General features: G+C 66.6%; 13 protein-coding genes and 1 tRNA gene. 8 read left to right on the forward strand and 6 right to left on the reverse strand.

Features of this window, described 5'->3' with window-relative positions; all coding sequences use genetic code 11:
* Window positions 1-295 precede the first annotated feature (295 nt).
* Entirely contained in the window at window positions 296-616 is a 321-nt protein-coding gene (locus tag QX204_RS04915) for a hypothetical protein (RefSeq protein ID WP_194829575.1), read from the forward strand.
* Between the two features lie 2 nt (window positions 617-618).
* Here QX204_RS04915 and QX204_RS04920 read toward each other — a convergent pair whose 3' ends face one another.
* From QX204_RS04920 to QX204_RS04940, 5 genes are all read right to left on the reverse strand, one after another.
* Window positions 619-1614, reverse strand: a complete 996-nt coding sequence (locus QX204_RS04920) for an ABC transporter ATP-binding protein (RefSeq protein ID WP_301905393.1) — start codon at window positions 1612-1614, stop codon at window positions 619-621.
* On the reverse strand, window positions 1615-2448 hold the full coding sequence (locus QX204_RS04925; RefSeq protein WP_301905394.1) for an ABC transporter permease: 834 nt from the start codon (window positions 2446-2448) through the stop codon (window positions 1615-1617). It abuts the gene before it with no gap.
* The gene (locus tag QX204_RS04930) at window positions 2441-3229 is read right to left on the reverse strand and encodes an ABC transporter permease (protein ID WP_301905395.1); all 789 of its coding nucleotides are present in this window, start codon (window positions 3227-3229) and stop codon (window positions 2441-2443) included. Before QX204_RS04930 ends, QX204_RS04925 begins: the two co-directional genes overlap by 8 nt.
* A gap of 348 nt (window positions 3230-3577) precedes the next feature.
* Complete coding sequence (locus QX204_RS04935) at window positions 3578-4117, reverse strand: OmpA family protein (protein WP_301905396.1); 540 nt, start codon at window positions 4115-4117, stop codon at window positions 3578-3580.
* Between the two features lie 58 nt (window positions 4118-4175).
* On the reverse strand, window positions 4176-5819 hold the full coding sequence (locus QX204_RS04940; protein WP_301905397.1) for an MFS transporter: 1644 nt from the start codon (window positions 5817-5819) through the stop codon (window positions 4176-4178).
* A gap of 245 nt (window positions 5820-6064) precedes the next feature.
* Between QX204_RS04940 and QX204_RS04945 the strand changes: the two genes are divergently transcribed.
* Together QX204_RS04945 and QX204_RS04950 are read left to right on the forward strand one after the other, a co-directional pair.
* On the forward strand, window positions 6065-6664 hold the full coding sequence (locus tag QX204_RS04945) for a nucleoside deaminase (protein WP_301905399.1): 600 nt from the start codon (window positions 6065-6067) through the stop codon (window positions 6662-6664).
* A gap of 1 nt (window position 6665) precedes the next feature.
* Window positions 6666-7637 carry an antibiotic biosynthesis monooxygenase gene (locus tag QX204_RS04950; RefSeq protein WP_301905400.1) on the forward strand — a complete coding sequence of 324 codons (972 nt, stop codon included), beginning with the start codon at window positions 6666-6668 and terminating at the stop codon, window positions 7635-7637.
* A gap of 94 nt (window positions 7638-7731) precedes the next feature.
* Here the strand turns inward: QX204_RS04950 and QX204_RS04955 are convergent.
* Window positions 7732-7805: transfer RNA gene (locus tag QX204_RS04955), tRNA-Arg, on the reverse strand.
* 137 nt (window positions 7806-7942) lie between these two features.
* Here QX204_RS04955 and QX204_RS04960 point away from each other — a divergent pair.
* The 5 genes from QX204_RS04960 (at window position 7943) to QX204_RS04980 (ending at window position 18523) form a co-directional block, all read left to right on the forward strand.
* Window positions 7943-9991, forward strand: a complete 2049-nt coding sequence (locus QX204_RS04960; RefSeq protein WP_301905402.1) for a bifunctional copper resistance protein CopD/cytochrome c oxidase assembly protein — start codon at window positions 7943-7945, stop codon at window positions 9989-9991.
* Window positions 9988-10965, forward strand: coding sequence for a serine/threonine dehydratase (locus QX204_RS04965; protein WP_301905404.1), 978 nt, complete (start codon window positions 9988-9990; stop codon window positions 10963-10965). Before QX204_RS04960 ends, QX204_RS04965 begins: the two co-directional genes overlap by 4 nt.
* Before the next feature lie 126 nt (window positions 10966-11091).
* Window positions 11092-11658: a single-stranded DNA-binding protein gene (locus QX204_RS04970; protein WP_301905406.1), complete on the forward strand. Its 567-nt coding sequence runs from the start codon at window positions 11092-11094 to the stop codon at window positions 11656-11658.
* 69 nt (window positions 11659-11727) lie between these two features.
* Complete coding sequence (gene ettA / locus QX204_RS04975; RefSeq protein ID WP_301905408.1) at window positions 11728-13404, forward strand: energy-dependent translational throttle protein EttA; 1677 nt, start codon at window positions 11728-11730, stop codon at window positions 13402-13404.
* 232 nt (window positions 13405-13636) lie between these two features.
* Entirely contained in the window at window positions 13637-18523 is a 4887-nt protein-coding gene (locus QX204_RS04980) for an NAD-glutamate dehydrogenase (RefSeq protein WP_301905410.1), read from the forward strand.
* Window positions 18524-18548 lie beyond the last annotated feature (25 nt).

Consider the following 18548-nt stretch of genomic DNA (forward strand, 5'->3'; position numbering starts at 1 on the left):
GCCAGGGCCGAGGAGGCGGTGTCGGCGTGCGCTCCCCGGCACCGGCGTAGCCCCGCCCGGACGCCGACAAAAGTCCGCGACGCTGCGGGTGGAGAAGACGGCCCGGGGAAAATCGGGACTCTCCCAGGAAAGCGCGATCCGGCGGCGACGCGCAATAGCACGGTGGACAAACCCGGTTGTCGGCAGAAATTGTTATCCACCATTACGGCCGGGTCTCCCGGTGAGTACTCCCCGATAACCCCGGGGCACATTTCCGGCAATCATTTCGGCGCCGAATGCACTAACCTCGATAATTGTGCCCGCCTACGTGTCCTCGCCTGAGCTGACCTTCGGGTTCCTGTTCGCCCTGGAAGCCCCGGAGCGCATCGCCGATGTCGTGCGCGGCCTCATGGAACGTCGTGCGGTGTCGGTGTTCCGGCTCGCTCGCCTGTCCGACGACGACGGTCCACCCGAGCGCTACGTCGTGAACTGGGCGGCCATCCCGCAGATTTCGATCACCACCGGAGCCCCCGCCGACGAGGAACTGCGCGCGCAGCGAATCATGCTGGTCAATGCCTTCCTGGGGGAGGGCGGCGAGGTGAGCATGTACGCGGGAAACCCGGACGGGCCGAGCTGAATTCAGCGGGTCGACTCGTAGATCCGGCGGACCACGTCCTCTATATCGGGTTCCTCGATCGACAGATCGCGCACCTGCGCCCGGTCCGACACCGCCGCCAGTAAAGCCGCCGCGGTGGTCTTCTCGGCGTCGAAGGCCAGGCGCTGGCGCATGCCGCCCGCCTCGCTGGAGAGCAACTGGGCCCCGCACGGCAGATCATCGAGATCCGGTGTGGGAGCGGCCAGGTCGACCACCAGTACCCGGCGCGCGCCGACGGTGGCACCGAGCCCGGTCAGTGAACCGTCGTACACCAACCTGCCGTAATCGACGACGAGCACCCGATCACAGAGTCGTTCGATATCGCCCATATCGTGGGTGGTGAGCAGCAGCGTGGTGCCGCGCTCGATCCGTTCGGCGCGCAGGAACTCACGTAATCGCTGTTTGGACAGCACGTCAAGGCCGATCGTCGGCTCGTCGAGGATCACCAGCTCGGGCGAATGCAACAGTGCGGCCGCCACTTCCGCGCGCATCCGCTGACCGAGCGAGAGCTGGCGGACCGGGGTGTCGAGGGTGTCGGCCATTTCCAGCTGTTCCACCAGTTCGTGGGTTCGCTTGTCGGCGATATCGGGATCGAGGCGGTGGATCGCCGCCAGGATCGAAAACGACTCGTGCAGCGGCAGATCCCACCACAGTTGCGAACGCTGCCCGAACACGACCCCGATGCGCGAGGCGAGTTCCTTTCGCTGACGCACCGGCTCCAGGCCGCAGGTGCGCACGGTTCCGGTGGTCGGCACGAGGATGCCGGTGAGCATCTTGATGGTCGTCGACTTGCCCGCGCCGTTGGCGCCGATATAGCCGACCGCCGAGCCGCGTTCGATCCGGAAACTCATGCGGTCGACAGCGGTGATGGTGTCGCGATGTCGGCGCCAGCGCCGGCCGTTCTTGCGGTAGACGGTGAATTGCCGGGTGAGGTCATCGATGTCGATGATCGGTTCCTGGTTCTCGTGCTCGTCCATCATCTATCCCCCTCCTCCCTGATAGTGCCTCGTACCGATCCGCCATGCCGCCGATGCGAGCAGCCACACCCACGCCGCGGCGAGTGGCGTGAGCCACGCCGACCACGCGGGCAGCAGCGGCGGCCCCGGCAGTCCGAGTAGGGCGATGGTCGGCACGTACGCCGTGAACGCGACGGGAATCGCGAACCCGAACAACAGTTTCAGCGGTGTCGGGAACACAGAGGCCGGCTGCATCGCGGCGAACGAACCGCCGTAGGTGAAGCTGTTGGTGAGCTCGGCACCGTCTATCAGGAAGAACTGTAGTCCGGCTGCGCATACGAAAAGGCCACAGAACAGCGCAATTCCACTCAGCAGGGTGATCACGATCAAGGTAACCGGGGCGATGCCCCAGTCGATATCGTTGCGCCACAGCCCGATCCCGAGCACGATCACCGCGACCGCGGCCCGCGCGAGTCTGCGTAACGAGATGTCGCTGGTCACCAGCTGCAACAGAAGTGGTTGCGGGCGAAGGTGATACGCGTCGAGGGTGCCCATCCGGATCATCGACGGCAGCGAGTCCAAGTGCCCGACCGCGACCTGGGCCAGCGCGAACGAGGTGTTGGACAACCCGAACAGCAGCAGCGCCGCGTCGACATCGAGGCCGCCGAGGGTGCCGACATTGTGGAAGATCACCCACACCTCACCGAACTCCACCAGCCCGATCAGGAAGGCGCTGAACACCTCGGTGGCGAACGAGAGTCGGTACACCTGCTGGGCTTTCACACGCGAACGCAATACTGCGAGATAGGGCGTGAACCAGGTCCCGGCAACAACGCGCGCGGAATCGGGTTCAGCCACCCTGTACCTCCAGCCTGCGTTGTCCCGCCCGCAGCAACACCCTGCCGAGCAGTCCGATCGCCAGCACCCAGAAGCCTTGTATCGCAACGATGATCAGGGCCTCCGACCCAGCGGCCCGCCCTGACAGGGTATCGATCGGGGCCTGCAGGATGGAGGGAAACGGCGTAGACATGGCTACGACACGCAGCCAGTCGGGGAACATGTGCACCGGGACGAAAAGCCCGGCAAGGAACGTTCCGACGATCTGATACAGCACCCGGATGCCGCGGATCTCGACCACCCAGAACCCGATCAGCGCCACCGCGAACAGACAGAGGAACGACAACGCCACCGCCAGCAGCACACTGATCAGGCCGAGTACGTAGGCCACCGGCGTGCTCGGCATCGACAGGCCGAAGGTGGCAGCGCCGATGACGATGCTCGGCACCCCACGCGGCAGGATCGTGCAGGCGGCGCGGCCCATATCGGTGGCCAGATAGCCGAGTTGCACATCGATCGGGCGCAGGAAATCGATCGCCACGTCACCGGACTTGATCCGGTCGACCAGGTCGATCTGCGGTCCCATGAACTGGGTGGCGCCCAACAGCGCCTGCGACAACCACACATAGGCGCCGATGGTTCCCTCGTCGTACCCGCCGAAATCACCGGCGGCCCGCACCGCCGCGACCATCACGGCCGCACGAACGAATCCGAACACACAGTTGGTGAACAGCCCGGCGAACATCGCCAGCTTGTATTGCGCCTGTCGCTTGAACCCCGCCCGCGCCAGCGTCCAATACACCCGGAAAGCCCCAGGCTTGCGACGACGCCGCACTGCGAAAGCAAGCCCACCATCCCCCACCACATTGCCCCGCACAATCAGTCAACTCTAGGCCGATCGCCACCAGTCAGGACGAAAACGGCACGGATCGCTGGCGCTCGCCGCGCGCGGGGCTATCGGGACAAGCTCAGTCCTTGGGGAAGCCCGTCGCGAACAAGATCGCGATGGCGACCGAGCTGACCACGGAGATGGCAAGGATGATCCACATGGGGCGAAAGATTACCCGGCCCCGGACCCTGTCCCGGCATCGCACCTCCGTGGTCGGCATCGGCGCAGGTCACAACGATATGTAAGGCAGGCGACGACCAGCTATTCGTCGACCACGGTGATCGTGGCCTCGTTGGGATCGACCTCCGGGTCGGAGGGATTCGCGTCGGACTTCACCGTGATGCGCGACTTGTCGACGCCGGCACCTTCGAGCGCGGCCGCGATGTTGTCACCGCGGGCTTCGGCCAGGGTCTTGGCCGAGGCGACATTCGAATCCTGGGCGTAGGTCGTGATCTGGATCTCGGTGTCGTTGCCCTGCAACGGCAGCGCTACCGCTTTGAGGGTCGTGACGGCGACAGTGCTGAGGTCGGAACTGCCCTCGGCGAAGGTGATCGGTGCGGCGGACAAGACCGTGTTGATCGCGTCTTGCACCGCTTGTTGCGCGGTGGCGCGCACGGAGCTCACGACCGAGGACGCGGTCGAGGCGACGCTGCTGCGCATCGCGTTGGTGTCGGTGGTCGTCGAGGTGACTGTCGAGGTGACCGCCGGGGCTGATGTGTCATCGTCGGAGCTGCACGCCGCGGTCATCAACACGACCACCGCGATCGATGCGATCCCACAGATGCTGTTTCTGACGTTCATGGATTCTCCTCGTCTGTTGAACGGCGGACAAATGGGTCTTGCGTGCGTGGTGCTTCGATCAGCCGCCCGGAGCACGCGGCTGCGAACTCGTTGGAGCGGATCCGACTTGGGGATGCCGGGGGATCCGCCCGGTGCCGAACAGTGCCGCGATGGCGAGAAGGGCGGTCAGGGAGAAGGCGACTCGCAGCGCGTCCAGTCGGGCCTGCTCGTTGACCTCGAGGATCTCGGTGGCCTGCGGCTCAGGGACTGCGTTGCCTTGCAACGCCTCTCGCAGTTGGGTGTCGGACAGGAAAGGGACGCCCGCGGCCAATTCGATGGTGGCCTGTTGTTTCACCGAGGTCGGCACATCGGGGTCGTCGTTGATCCCGGCGATGACCGAGGTACTCAGCGTCGCGATGAGTACCGATCCCACCAACGCCGTGCCCAGCGACGCACCGAGATTGGACGCCGTGTTCTGCAACCCGCCCACCTCGGCGCTCTGCTCGTTCGGCACGGCCGACACGGTGACCGCGCCGAGCTGGGATGCCAAGGCTCCCAATCCCACTCCCATCAACAACATGGGGATGGCGACCACACTCGCGTCGGCGCCGGGATCCATGCCCGCCACGAGGAAGAGGATGCCGACGATCATGGCGGCCATTCCGGCCCGGACGACGCGGCGAGGGTTGGCGCGCGGCCAGATCTTCGGTATTCCGACTGCCGACAGCAGCAAGGCCACCGACAGCGGAACCAGGCGAATTCCGGTCTGCAAAGCGTCGAGTTCCAGGACAATGGTCAAGAACAGCGGGACGGTGAAGAACACCCCGGCTTGCACGGTGTACTGGCCGAGAAACATCGTGAGCCCGCCGGTGAGCTGCCGATTGCGGAACAGCGCGGGGTCGACCAACGGCTCGCCACCGGTATCGGCGAGGTGGTTCTGCCAGCGCGCGAAGACATAGAGCAGCAGCATTCCGCCCAGCAGCAGCCACACGACCGGCGAGAGCCCGGCGATATCGGCGCCGCCTGGTTTGGGTTGGACCCAACCCCACTCACTCGAACGCAGCACGCCGTAGACGATCATGCCGAGACTGAGTACGGAGAGCACGGAACCGATCAGGTCGATCCGGACCTTCGCCGGCGCGACGTCGTTGATCCGGCGCAATGCGAAAAGGATGATCACGACTAGGACCGACTCGCCGGCGAACACATACCGCCAGGACGCGAACGTGGTCACCGCGCCACCGATCAGCGGCCCCGCGGCGACGGCCATCGCACCGGCCGCCGCGACCAGGCCGTAGGCGGCGCTGCGGCGCTCGGGCGGAAAGTTGCCCGCGACCAGGGCGACGATCGCGGGCATGATCAGGGCGGCGCCAATGCCTTCGAGCAGTGACCAGCCCAGCAGCAACACGGGCAGGCTAGGCGCCAACGAGGTGGTCAGCGAACCCGCCCCGTAGATGACCAGACCGATCGCGAACGCTCGACGCCGACCGATGATGGTGCCCACCTTGCCGCCGGTGATCATCAAGGTCGCCATGACGAGTGTGTACAGGGTCATGGCCGTCTGGATGCCGGTGATGGTGGTGTCGAGGTCCTCGGCGACCTGCGCCATCGACACGTTCATCACCGAGGTGTCCAGCGTCATCAGGAACTGACCGGACGCCAGCACCAGCAGCACCACCCCGGATCCGGCGGCCACCGCACGCGACGGGCCGCTCGAACTCATGGGCCAGGGCTCTCGGGCATCGGGCCTCGCTTCTGTGACCAGAGGGACGAAACTCAGATTCACACACCGACAGCTGGCGCGGCTCACCCGAAAAGGGTGAGTCGGCAGAACCCGACGTCAACGCCTCGCTATTTCATAGCTATTCCGCAGCGGTCCGGCCGGAGGTAGATTCGATGTGCGGCGGAGGCCGAATTTCTTCTGTGTGGTCGGAGCCGCGACGGCATCGAACAGCCGTCAGGTGAACGATGTCCGAACCACACTGCGAGGTGCACTATCCGATGACACCGGATCAACTCATGGAAGAGGCCTGCAGACTGGCCAAAGAGTCTGTCGACAACAATTGGGGCGGACCGTTCGGCGCCGTCATCGCGAAGGACGGAGTGATCGTCGCGCGAGGGCAGAATCGAGTGCTACTCACCGGTGACGCCACCGCGCATGCCGAGATCGAAACCATCCGCAAGGCTGCCCTGGTCCTCAACGACGAGGCCCCGACCATTGCCAAGGAGTACCAGAACGACGCGACGCTCGAATTGGTCCCGCGACCCGAGGGCTCGGCCGACAAGGTTCCCGAACGCGCGAAAATGTTGATGGGGATGGAGATATTCATCAGCGGCGCACCCTGTCCCATGTGCATGAGTGCCATCTATTGGGCGCGACTCGATGCCGTGCATTTCGCGAGCGATCTGGCCGACACCAGCGAAATCGGCTTCGACGACGCGTACCAATACGAGGACTTCACGAGGCCGCTGTCCGAGCGGTCCGTGAAAATCGAGCAGTTCCGCAGGGATCTGGGCGCCGAAGCGTACAAGACCTGGGCCGAAAAACCCGATAAGCACCCGTACTGACATGTCGGCGTCGAAAGCGCTGCCGCCGAGGCCCGCCTCGGCGACGGTGGTTATCACTCAGCAGCCTCGAGTCGGCCGCGAGGGCGAGTTCCGACGGTGGCAGGCCGAGGTCAACGACGCCGCGGCGGCCTTCCCGGGATTCCTCGGCGCCGAGGTGACGCCACCGGGTGACGCCGAGTCCGATTGGTCGGTGGTGTATCGGTTCGACAGCATCGTCGACCTCGAGCGCTGGCTCGCCAGCGATACGCGCGACGAACTCATCGCGAGGGGAACGGCGCTGTTCGAGCAGCCGTCTACGCAGCATGTGCTGGTCGACGAGCCGGACGAAGAGGTGGTGACTGTCGTCGTCTCGCATCCCGTGGCGCCCGAACGCGAGACGGAGTTCATCGCCTGGCAGGAACGCGTGACCGAGGTCGAGCGGACCTTTCGAGGCTTTCGCGGATCCGGGCTGCATCGGCCGATTCCCGGTGTCCAGAGTGACTGGACGATCATCTATTCCTTCGCCTCGGCCGAGCATCTCGACCATTGGCTCGAATCGCCCCAGCGCAAGGCGCTGCTCGAGGAAGCGCCGGACTTCAGCGAGTTCGAGGTGCACCGCATCGCCAACCCCTACGGGTCCTGGTTTCCGCCGAGCCGGACCGGCGAGGAAGGCGGTCCCGCGGCGTGGAAGACGGCACTGTCGGTGCTGGTAGGGCTGTACCCGACGGTCGTGATCCTGACCGTGGCCATCGCCGAGATCTGGCCGGGCGCACAGCTGTGGATCAGCCTGTTGGTCGGGAACATCCTGTCGGTCAGCCTGCTGACCTGGGTGGTGATGCCGATCGTCACCCGCGCGCTGGGATTCTGGATGCGATCGGACCCACGCCCCGACCCCCGCACCGACCTGGTCGGACTCGCCTGTTCGGTGGGTTTCCTGACCTTCGCCGCGATCTTCTTCTACTTGGTGACGAGGGTGTTCTGGACGCTCCCGTGAGGTCACCGATGTGAGAGTTCCTGGCTGGTAGAGCGTCGCGCTCGGAACCAGCTGCGGCCCTGACCGCATGTTCATGCAGGTCAGGGCCGCTTTGCGCCCCCGGCAGGAATCGAACCTGCGACCTAGGGATTAGAAGGCCCTTGCTCTATCCAACTGAGCTACGGAGGCAGTCGCATCCACCTTGGCCGAAGTCGGCCATGCTGTCCAGCTCGAAAAGTATAGCGACTGACCGGATCGTCGAGCGGGGGCTCGGGTGTGACGCCCCATGAGGGCGTGGCCGGGCACACCGAACTACCCTCGTTGTCATGTCGTTATCGCAGGACTCCTCCGCGGGACCCGCCGTCGACGGCGGACCACCGGCGGAATCGGGTCCGGCGGCGTCGTTCGGTCTGCTCAGTGTCGTGGCCGGGTGTATCGCCGCGGTGGTCGCGGCCATGGTGGTCGGATTGTCGGCGGCGCATGCGCTCAGCCTGCTCGGTATACCCGATCCGGGGGCGTTGACAACATATGGCTTGCCCGCGTTGCGCGCGGTGGCCGATCTGGCTGCCGCGGTGACCGTCGGGTCCCTGTTGTTCGCGGCGTTTCTGCTGCCCCCGCGGGACGGGGGTTTGCTCGACGTCGGCGGATATCGGGCGGTTCGGCGGGCCTCGGACGCCGCGCTGGTGTGGGCCGCGAGTGCTGCGCTGCTGGTGCCGTTGACGGTGTCGGATACGACCGGTCAGCCGGTGAGCGCCCTCTGGCGCCCCGAAGTGTTGTGGCCGGTGATCACACAGGTCGAGGTGGCGGGCGCCTGGCGGACAACGGTGTTGTTCGCGCTGATCGTGGCGATCGGCTGCCGCTGCGCGCTGCGGTGGGGCTGGACGCCGGTGCTGCTGGTCGGTGCGTTCGTGACCATGATGCCGCTGGCGCTGACCGGGCATTCGTCCTCCGGTGGGTCCCACGATGTGGCGACCAATTCGCTGATCCTGCACATGGTGTCGGCCTCGGTCTGGGTGGGCGGCCTGGTCGCGGTCCTGGCGCACGCGATGCGCGGCGGCGCGAATACCGATATCGCCGCCCGGCGATTCTCGGTGGCCGCGACCATCTCGATCGTGGTGATCGGCATCAGCGGCGTGGTCAACGCCTGGGTGCGAGTGCCGGTGTCGGACCTGTTCACCACCACCTACGGCAGGCTGGTCCTCGCGAAAGCGGCCGCGCTGTTGGTGCTCGGCGCCATCGGCTACCTGCAGCGCCGGGCCTCGCTGCCCGCGCTGGCCGCCGACCCGCGCGACCGCGGCGCGCTCATCCGTTTCGCGGGCGTGGAGATGCTGATCTTCGCCGCGACCATCGGGCTGGCCGTCGGCCTCGGCCGAACTCCGCCGCCGCCACCGACCACGGTGCCGACGCCGGTCGAAGTGGAACTGGGCTACAACCTCGCGGGCCCGCCCACGGTGAGTCGTTTGCTGTTCGACTGGCGCTTCGACCTGATCTTCGGAACCTTGGCGATCGTGCTCGCCGCGCTCTATCTGCTCGGCGTCCATCGGCTGCGCAAGCGCGGGGACGCCTGGCCGGTCGGACGCACCATCGCCTGGTGCAGCGGCTGCCTGGTGCTGCTGCTGGCCACCTCGTCGGGGGTCGGGCGCTACGCACCGGCGAGGTTCAGCGTGCACATGGGCGCGCATATGGCGCTGTCGATGCTCGGACCGATCCTGCTCGCCCTCGGTGGCGCGGTGACCTTGGCATTGCGCGCGCTCCCACCCGCCGGACGCGGCGGTGTGCCCGGCCCGCGCGAGTGGATTCTGGCGGCCGTGCACAACCCGGTCTCGCGCTTCCTCACCCAGCCCGTGGTGGCGTCGGTGATCTTCGTCGCCGGGTTCTACGCGCTGTACCTGGGCGGGATCTTCGACACCTATGTCGACTCGCACGCCGCCCATCTGATGATGAACACGCACTTCCTGCTCAGCGGCTACCTGTTCTACTGGGTGGTGATCGGCATCGATCCCAAGCCGCGTGAGGTGGCGCCGCTGACCAAGCTCGCGATGGTGTTCGGCACGCTGCCGTTCCACGCGTTCTTCGGCATCGCGCTGATGAGCATGACGACCGTGCTCGGCGACTGGTTCTATCGCACCCTCGACCTGGGCTGGAATATCGACCTGCTCGCAGACCAGCGCAACGGCGGCAGTTTCGCCTGGGCCAGCGGTGAGGTTCCGCTGGTCGTGGTGATGCTCGCGCTGCTGATCCAGTGGTCACGCAGCGACAGCAAGCTGGCCAAGCGCACCGACCGGGCCGCCGACCGCGACAACGACGCCGACCTGTCCGCCTACAACGCGATGTACGCCGAGCTGGCGCGTCGGGACGGCGAGGTCCGCCGGTGAGCCGATCCGGCGTGTCGGCGAGTGAATCGACCGAGCGAGCCGAGCCGGAGCGGGTGCTGCGCACCGATGTGCGAGCGGCGCGACGGCGGCTGGCCGGTCGGGTGCGCAAGACACCGGTGTTCCACACGAGTGTGGACGGGCCGAACGGGCCGGTGCCGGTCTCACTGAAAATGGAATTCCTGCAGCACGGCGGCACGTTCACGGTGCGTGGCGCGCTCAACGCACTGCTGACCACCGAGAGCGGCGCCGACCACGTGGTTGTGGCCTCAGCGGGCAATGCGGGCATCGCGGTGGCCTTGGCCGCCGCGCAGCTGGGCAAGGAATGCACGATCGTCGTGCCGGAGTCCGCGCCGCACACCAAGGTGGCCGCGATGTGGGCGCACGGTGCCGAAGTGCTGTGGCACGGAACGAGCTACGCCGAGGCGCAACGGCGGGCCCTTACCCTGGCGGCTGAGCGTGGGGCCGAACATCTCCACGCCTACGACATGCCTGCCGTGGTGGCCGGCGCCGGTGTCATCGGGCTGGAACTGGAAGAACAGGTACGCGGCAGGCCACCGGTGCTGGCCGCGGTCGGCGGGGGCGGGCTGATCGCGGGCCTCGGCGCGGCGTTGGGCAGGCGCAGGGAGATCGTCGGCATCGAATCCGAGCACATCCCGGTGCTCTCGGCGGCCCTCGCGGCGGGCAAACCGGTCGACATCGACGTACCGCCGCGAGCTACCGAGCTGCTGTGTGCGACCCGAGTCGGCGATATCGCCTTCGATATCGCCCGGCGACACCAGATGCCCGCTCTCGCGGTCGCCGACGACGCGGTCGGCGCCGCACGCGAATACCTCTGGCGTGAGTTCCGTGTGGTGGTCGAGCTCGAAGGCGCCGCCGCGCTGGCCGCCGTGCAGAGCGGCGTGTACCTACCGGAGCCCGGCGTACGCCCGATTGTGGTCCTGTGCGGGGCGAATACCGAGCTTCCGGTCCTCTGACACGGTCGATATCCACAACCGCCCGTTTCATCCACAGATTCACTCGGCGCCTCCCACACCCCCGTTCCCCACGTCATTGTTGGGTGGTCAGAGCAACAACGGTGGATTCGAGCGGGGGCGAACAGGATGTACGAGGCACACGCGACGGTGGTCGGGACCGTCATCACCCACCCGATGCGGCGCGATCTCCGCAACGGTGAGCAGATGCTGACCTTCCGGATGGCGAGCACTTCGCGCCGCTTCGACGCCGAAACGGGGGAGTGGACCGACGGCGGCACGCTCTATCTCACGGTCTCGTGCTGGCGCAGGCTGGTGGCGGGGGTGGATCGATCGCTGCACCGTGGCGACCCGGTCATCGCCTACGGGCAACTCCGCTCGCACGAGTACCGCGGCAAGGACGGCACCGAGCGGCGGGATCTGGAGATGCGCGCGATCGCGGTCGGGCCGGATCTGGCGCGGTGCCACGCGAGCGTTGTTCGCCGGTCCGAAGGCATGCGATCGCTGCCGCACGCCGCGGTGCGGAATATTTCCGAGTCCCGCGGCGCTGCCCTACCGGAGGCCGACGACGCTGCCACCGGGTATGCGTCGACCGAAGCCGTTGCCGTAGCCTGTACGACCGTGGCGGATGCTGTCCCCGCGCGATCGCCGGACGTGGTGTCGAGTACCAACGGTGCCGAGCAGGTCGACGCATGAGGGTCGTTTCCGCGGCACTCGACCCTTCCGTATCCCGTCCCCGTTTCTCCCACCGATAGGCTTCCGCGTATGGCTGAGTTCATTTATCAGATGATCAAGGTTCGCAAAGCGCACGGCGACAAAGTCATCCTCGACGACGTGTACTTGAACTTCCTTCCCGGCGCCAAGATCGGTGTGGTGGGTCCCAACGGCGCGGGTAAATCCAGCGTGCTGAAGATCATGGCGGGCCTGGACCGGCCGAACAACGGTGAGGCGTTCCTCGGCGCGGGCGCCACGGTCGGCATCCTCATGCAGGAACCGCACTTGAACGAGGAGAAGACCGTCCGCGGCAACGTGGAAGAGGGCCTCGGCGAGGTCAAGGTCAAGCTGGACCGGTTCAACGAGATCGCCGAACTGATGGCCACCGACTACTCCGACGAGCTCATGGACGAGATGGGCAAGCTCCAGGAGTTCCTCGACCACGCCGACGCCTGGGATGTCGACTCCCAGCTCGAGCAGGCCATGGACGCGCTGCGCTGCCCGCCGCCGAACGAGCCGGTCACCAACCTCTCCGGTGGTGAGCGTCGCCGCGTCGCGCTGTGCAAGTTGCTGCTGAGCAAGCCCGATCTGCTGCTGCTCGACGAACCCACCAACCACCTCGACGCCGAGAGTGTGCTCTGGCTCGAGAAGCACCTCGCCGACTACCCGGGCGCCGTGCTGGCCGTCACCCACGACCGGTACTTCCTCGACAATGTCGCCGAGTGGATCCTCGAGCTCGACCGTGGTCGCGCCTACCCGTACGAAGGCAACTACTCCACCTACCTGGAGAAGAAGGCGCAGCGGCTCGAGGTCCAGGGCAAGAAGGACCAGAAGCTGCAGAAGCGCCTCAAGGACGAGCTGGCCTGGGTCCGCTCCGGCGCCAAGGCCCGCCAGGCCAAGAACAAGGCTCGACTGGGTCGCTACGAGGAGATGGCGGCCGAGGCCGAGCAGCACCGCAAGTTGGACTTCGAGGAGATCCAGATCCCCGCGGGTCCGCGACTGGGTGACATCGTGGTCAACGTATCGCACCTGGACAAGGGCTACGGCGACCGTCAGCTCATCAAGGATCTGTCGTTCACGTTGCCGCGCAACGGGATCGTCGGCGTCATCGGACCCAACGGTGTCGGTAAGACGACGTTGTTCAAGACCATCGTCGGTCTCGAATCGGCCGACAGTGGTGAGGTGAAGGTCGGCGAGACGGTCAAGCTGAGCTATGTCGACCAGAACCGCGCGGGCATCGACCCGAAGAAGAATGTCTGGCAGGTCGTCTCCGAAGGCTTGGACTTCATCCAGGTCGGCAACCAGGAGATGCCCTCGCGCGCCTATGTGAGCGCGTTCGGTTTCAAGGGTCCGGATCAGCAGAAGCCGGCCGGGGTGCTCTCCGGTGGTGAGCGCAACCGACTGAACCTGGCGCTGACCCTCAAGCAGGGCGGCAACCTGATCCTGCTCGACGAGCCGACCAACGACCTCGACGTGGAAACTCTCGGTTCGCTGGAGAACGCGCTCGAGCAGTTCCCCGGCTGCGCCGTCGTGATCTCGCACGACCGGTGGTTCCTCGATCGCACCTGCACCCACATCCTGGCGTGGGAGGGCGACAGCGACAACGACGCCAAGTGGTTCTGGTTCGAGGGCAACTTCGAAGCGTACGAGGCGAACAAGATCGAGCGTCTCGGCGCCGAAGCCGCACGCCCGCACCGTGTTACGCACCGTAAGCTGACGCGCGACTGATTCGCGCGGCCGACATGACGGCCCGGTGGAACGATCTGTGAACGGTCGCTCCGCCGGGCCGTCGGCGTTGTGCCGATCGGAGCCACGGGCGTTCACCCAGCATTCCGCAAGTTACCGGCGCGGCAAGCCCGAATTCCCTCAGCGGGTTCGCTTAGCCGGAGCTAGTCTCGAAAATGCGTCACCTGAGTTGCGAAATCGAAGCGAACCACAATCCATGGGAGTGGGCTAAACGATGACGGTCTCGTCGGAAATCTCCAGCGCGGCGTGGGCTGCGGGGATGCCGCAGAGTTTGCGCGGCGATCTCGCGACTCTCGAGGAGGCGTATTTCCGACACGTCGACGCCGGTGACGTGGACTTCCCGATCCCCGGCATCACCCAGATCTTCCGGCACCACATGGAATTGGCCGCCGTTCGTCGCCCCGGCAAGGCCACGGTGCGAGTGCACCACCCCGAGGACGGGACCGGGATGGGTGCGGCGGTACAGGTCGTCACCGACGACATGCCGCTGCTGGTGGAGTCGATCACCGCGGCGTTGGGCCGGATGCAGGTGAGTGTCTCCGAGGTGATCCATCCGATCTTCGAGGTCACCCGCGACGAGAACGGCCACCTCACCGGCGCCGCGGCGCACGAGGTGGACGGCCAGGGCGCGACCGGGCTGACCGAATCGTGGATGCACCTGCAGCTGCACCCGTCGACGAGCAGGGCCCAGCTCGATCACATCGAACGCACCATGCCCGAGGTGATCGACGACGTCCGGCAGGTGATCGACGACACCGAGGCCATGGCCGCGGTGCAGAGCTCGCTCGCCGACGAGCTCGACCGTGCCGCCGCCGCGGGCTCCACGCCGTTCCCCGGCGTGGATGTGGCCGATTGCGCCCAGCTGCTGCGCTGGCTGGCCGCCGGTAACTTCACCCTGCTCGGCTATGCCCGCTACCGGCGCGGCGTCGAGGCAGGCCACACGGTGTCCACCTCGGTGCCCGGCGCGAGCCTCGGCGTCCTTCGCCCCGATGTCGGAACCGACTTCCAGGTGCCCATCAACGGTGAAGACCGTCCGCTGCTGCTGCTCACCCAGGGCCTGGTGCGCGCGACCGTGCACCGCTCGGTGTACCCGTACTTCGTCGGTGTCGCCGATGTCGACGCCGCGGGCGTCGAGGTGGGTGTGCACCTGTTCATCGGGGTGTTCACCGTGAGTGCGGTGCACGAGAACGTACTCGACATCCCGGTGATCAACCGTCGGGTGCGCACGGCGATCGAGGGGGCGGGGTTCGACAAGGATTCGTATTCCGGGCAGGCGATGCTCGAGGTGATCGAGTCCTTCCCGCGCACCGAACTGTTCTCCGCCGACACCGAGACCATGCGCCGCACCGCCGTCGCGGTGCTCGGCGTCGGATTGCGCAGGCAGGTACGGCTTTTCCTGCGCAGCGACGGCTACGGCCGCTTCGTGGCCTGCATGGTGTACCTGCCGCGTGATCGCTACACCACCGCGGTGCGCCTGGAGATGCAGGAGATCCTGGTCGCCGAACTCGGCGGTGTCGATATCGACTACTCGGCGCGGGTGAGCGAAAGCGAGCTCGCCAGTGTGTATTTCACGGTGATGCTGCCCGGCGAGGCGAGCGGCGAGGCCGCTCCCGACACCTCCGAGGACAACCGGCTGCGCCTGCAGAACCTGCTCAACGCGGCCAGCCATACCTGGGACGACCGGATCGGTGACGCGGTCGCCTCCTCCACCGTGCTCGATCCCGCTGTGGTGAAACGGTATTCGGACGCACTGCCCGAGAGCTACAAGGAAGACTTCGCGCCCGCTCGCGCGCTGGCCGACATCGCTCGCCTCGAACAGCTCACCGAGGGCGGAATCGACCAGTACCTGTACCGCAGGCCCGAAGCGGAGCCGGGTTCGTGGCGGTTCAGCCTCTACATCGCCGGCTCCGGCGTATCGCTGAGCCAGGTCCTTCCGGTGCTGCAGAGCCTGGGCGTCGAGGTGGTCGACGAACGGCCCTACCAGCTCGAACGCGAGGTCGGCACCGAGCGCTGGATCTACGATTTCGGCCTGCAGGCCCGTCCCGAACTCGTGCGCAACGCACTGGGCGGCGACCTCGACGCCGCACTACTCGAAGCGCCGGGTCAGGTCGACGCGTTGCGCACCTTGTTCACCGATGCCTTCGCAGCGGTCTGGTACGACCGTGCCGAAGCCGACGGTCTCAACGAACTCGTGCTGCGTGCGGGCCTGCCGTGGCGGTCGGTCGCGATCCTGCGTGCGTACGCGAAGTACCTGCAGCAGGCCGGTTTCCCTTACTCCCAGGTCAATATCGCGCGGGTGCTGCTGGCCCATCCCGAGGTCGCGCGCGATTTCGTCGACCTGTTCGCCGCCCGATTCGATCCGGCCACGGTTTCGGCCGAAGCCGCCGTCGAGCTCGAGACACGGGTGCGGGCCGGGATCGACGAAGTGGTCAGCATGGACGCCGACCGCATCCTGCGCGCCATACTCGGCCTGATCAAGGCCACGCTACGAACCAACAACTACGTCCTCGACGCCGAAGGTCACCCGCGCGAATACCTGGCGCTGAAGGTGGAGCCGCGCGAGATCGCCGAATTGCCCAAGCCGCGACCGCAATTCGAGATCTTCGTGTACTCGCCCCGCGTCGAGGGCGTGCACCTGCGCTTCGGCTCGGTGGCGCGTGGCGGTCTGCGCTGGTCGGACCGGCTCGAAGACTTCCGCACCGAGATTCTCGGGCTGGTCAAGGCGCAGGCGGTGAAGAACGCGGTGATCGTGCCGGTCGGCGCCAAGGGCGGTTTCGTGGTGAAGCGTCCGCCAGCGCCGATCGGTGACCCGGCCGTCGACCGTCAGGCGAGCGTCGCCGAGGGCGTGGCCTGCTACCGCACCTTCATCTCCGGGCTGCTCGACGTCACCGACAATGTCGACCTGGCCACCGGTGCGGTGCTGCCGCCCGACCGGGTCGTGCGCCGCGACGGCGACGACACCTACCTGGTGGTCGCCGCCGACAAGGGCACCGCCAGCTTCTCCGATATCGCCAACGATGTGGCCCTGCGCTACGGCTTCTGGCTCGGCGACGCCTTCGCCTCCGGCGGCTCCGCCGGCTACGACCACAAGGCGATGGGCATCACCGCCAAGGGCGCGTGGGAAGCGGTCAAACGCCACTTCCGTGAGATGGACATCGACACCCAGAGCCAGGAATTCACCGTTGTCGGCGTCGGCGACATGAGCGGTGACGTATTCGGCAACGGCATGCTGCTCTCGCCGCACATCCGGCTGGTCGCCGCGTTCGACCACCGGCACATCTTCCTCGACCCGACCCCCGATGCCGCGAGTTCCTTCGCCGAACGTGAGCGGTTGTTCGCGCTGCCGCGATCCTCGTGGGCCGAGTACGACCGGAGCCTGATCAGCGAGGGCGGCGGCGTCTTCGAGCGGACCGTGAAGTCGGTGCCGATCTCGCCGCAGGCACGCACCGCGCTCGGCCTGCCCGACTCGGTGCAGACGCTCTCTCCGCCGGAGTTGGTGCGCGCGATTCTGCTCGCGCCGGTGCAGCTGCTGTGGAACGGCGGCATCGGCACCTATGTGAAGGCGAGCACCGAATCCAATGCCGAGGTGGGCGACAAGTCCAACGACGCGGTGCGCGTCAACGGAAACCAGTTGCGGGTCAAGGTGATCGGTGAGGGCGGCAACCTGGGCGCCACCGCGCTCGGCCGAATCGAGTTCTGCCGCGGCGGCGGCAAGATGAACACCGACGCCTTGGACAACTCGGCGGGCGTTGACTGCTCCGACCACGAGGTCAATATCAAGGTCCTGCTCGACGGCGTGGTCAGCGCCGGGGGTCTCGCCCCCGCCGACCGCAATCCGCTGCTGGCCTCGATGACCGACGAGGTCGCCCGAATGGTGCTGCAGGACAACGTCGATCAGAACGTGCTGATCGGCATCGCACGCACCGACGCGCCCCAGATGCTCAATGTGCACGGCCGGGTGATCGCCGACCTCGAACAGCGGCGCGGCCTGGATCGGGAACTCGAAGCGCTGCCGTCGAAGGCCGAACTCGCTCGTCGCGTCGAGGAGGGCACCGGGCTCGCCTCACCCGAACTGGCCAACCTGCTCGCACACGTCAAGCTCGGACTCAAGGCCGACCTGCTCGATACCGACCTGCCCGACAGCACCTATTTCGCGAGCAAGTTGCCGCTCTACTTCCCGACACCGCTGCGTGAACAGTTCGGTGCGGCGATCAAGAAGCATCGGCTGCGTCGCGAGATCATCACCACGATGATCGTCAACGAGGTCGTCGACTACGGCGGCATCACCTACGCCCATCGCCTCAACGAAGAGGTCGGGGCCACCACCTCCGACACAGTGCGCGCGTTCGCCGCTGCCTCCGAGATCTTCCAGCTGCACGACGTGTGGTCGCGCATCCGCAGCGCCGACGCTCCCGCCGGGGTCTGTGACCTGCTGGAACTGGAATCCAAGCGAACATTGGATCGCGCATCGCGCTGGCTGCTGAGCAACCGGCCACAGCCGATCGCGGTCGGCGCCGAGATCAACCGGTACCACCGCCGGGTGCAGAAGCTGGCCCCGCAGGTACCGGGGTGGTTGCGCGGGCACCACGTCACCTCGCTCACGCAGGGCTCCGCCGAGTTGATCGCCCATGGCGCACCGACCGACCTGTCCACCGAGGTGTTCGGGCTGCTCGGAATGTTCCCACTGCTCGACATCGTCGACATCGCCGATATCACCGACCGCGACGGCGCCGAAGTGGGCGCCCTGTACTACGCGCTCAACGACCATCTCAAGATCGATTGGCTGCTCGAGGCGGTGAGCCACCTCGAACGCGGCGACCGCTGGCATGCGCTGGCCCGGCTCGCCCTGCGCGACGACATGTACGGTTCGTTGCGCTCGCTCACCCTCGATGTGCTGTCCGCGGGTGACCCGGAGGAAACGCCGGACGAGAAAATTGCATACTGGGAGTCGAAGAACCAGTCCCGGCTGGGCCGTGCGCGCGCGGCACTGTCGGAATTGTTCGAGTCCGGGACCCACGACCTCGCCACACTGTCGGTTGCCGCGCGACAGGTGCGGAGCATGGTGAGCGGGGTGGGCGCCCAATCGGAGGTACCACGGTGACGAGTTCGCCGAACGGCAACACCGC

This window comes from Nocardia sp. PE-7, from assembly GCF_030486425.1.
Taxonomy (GTDB): Bacteria; Actinomycetota; Actinomycetes; order Mycobacteriales; family Mycobacteriaceae; genus Nocardia; species Nocardia salmonicida_A.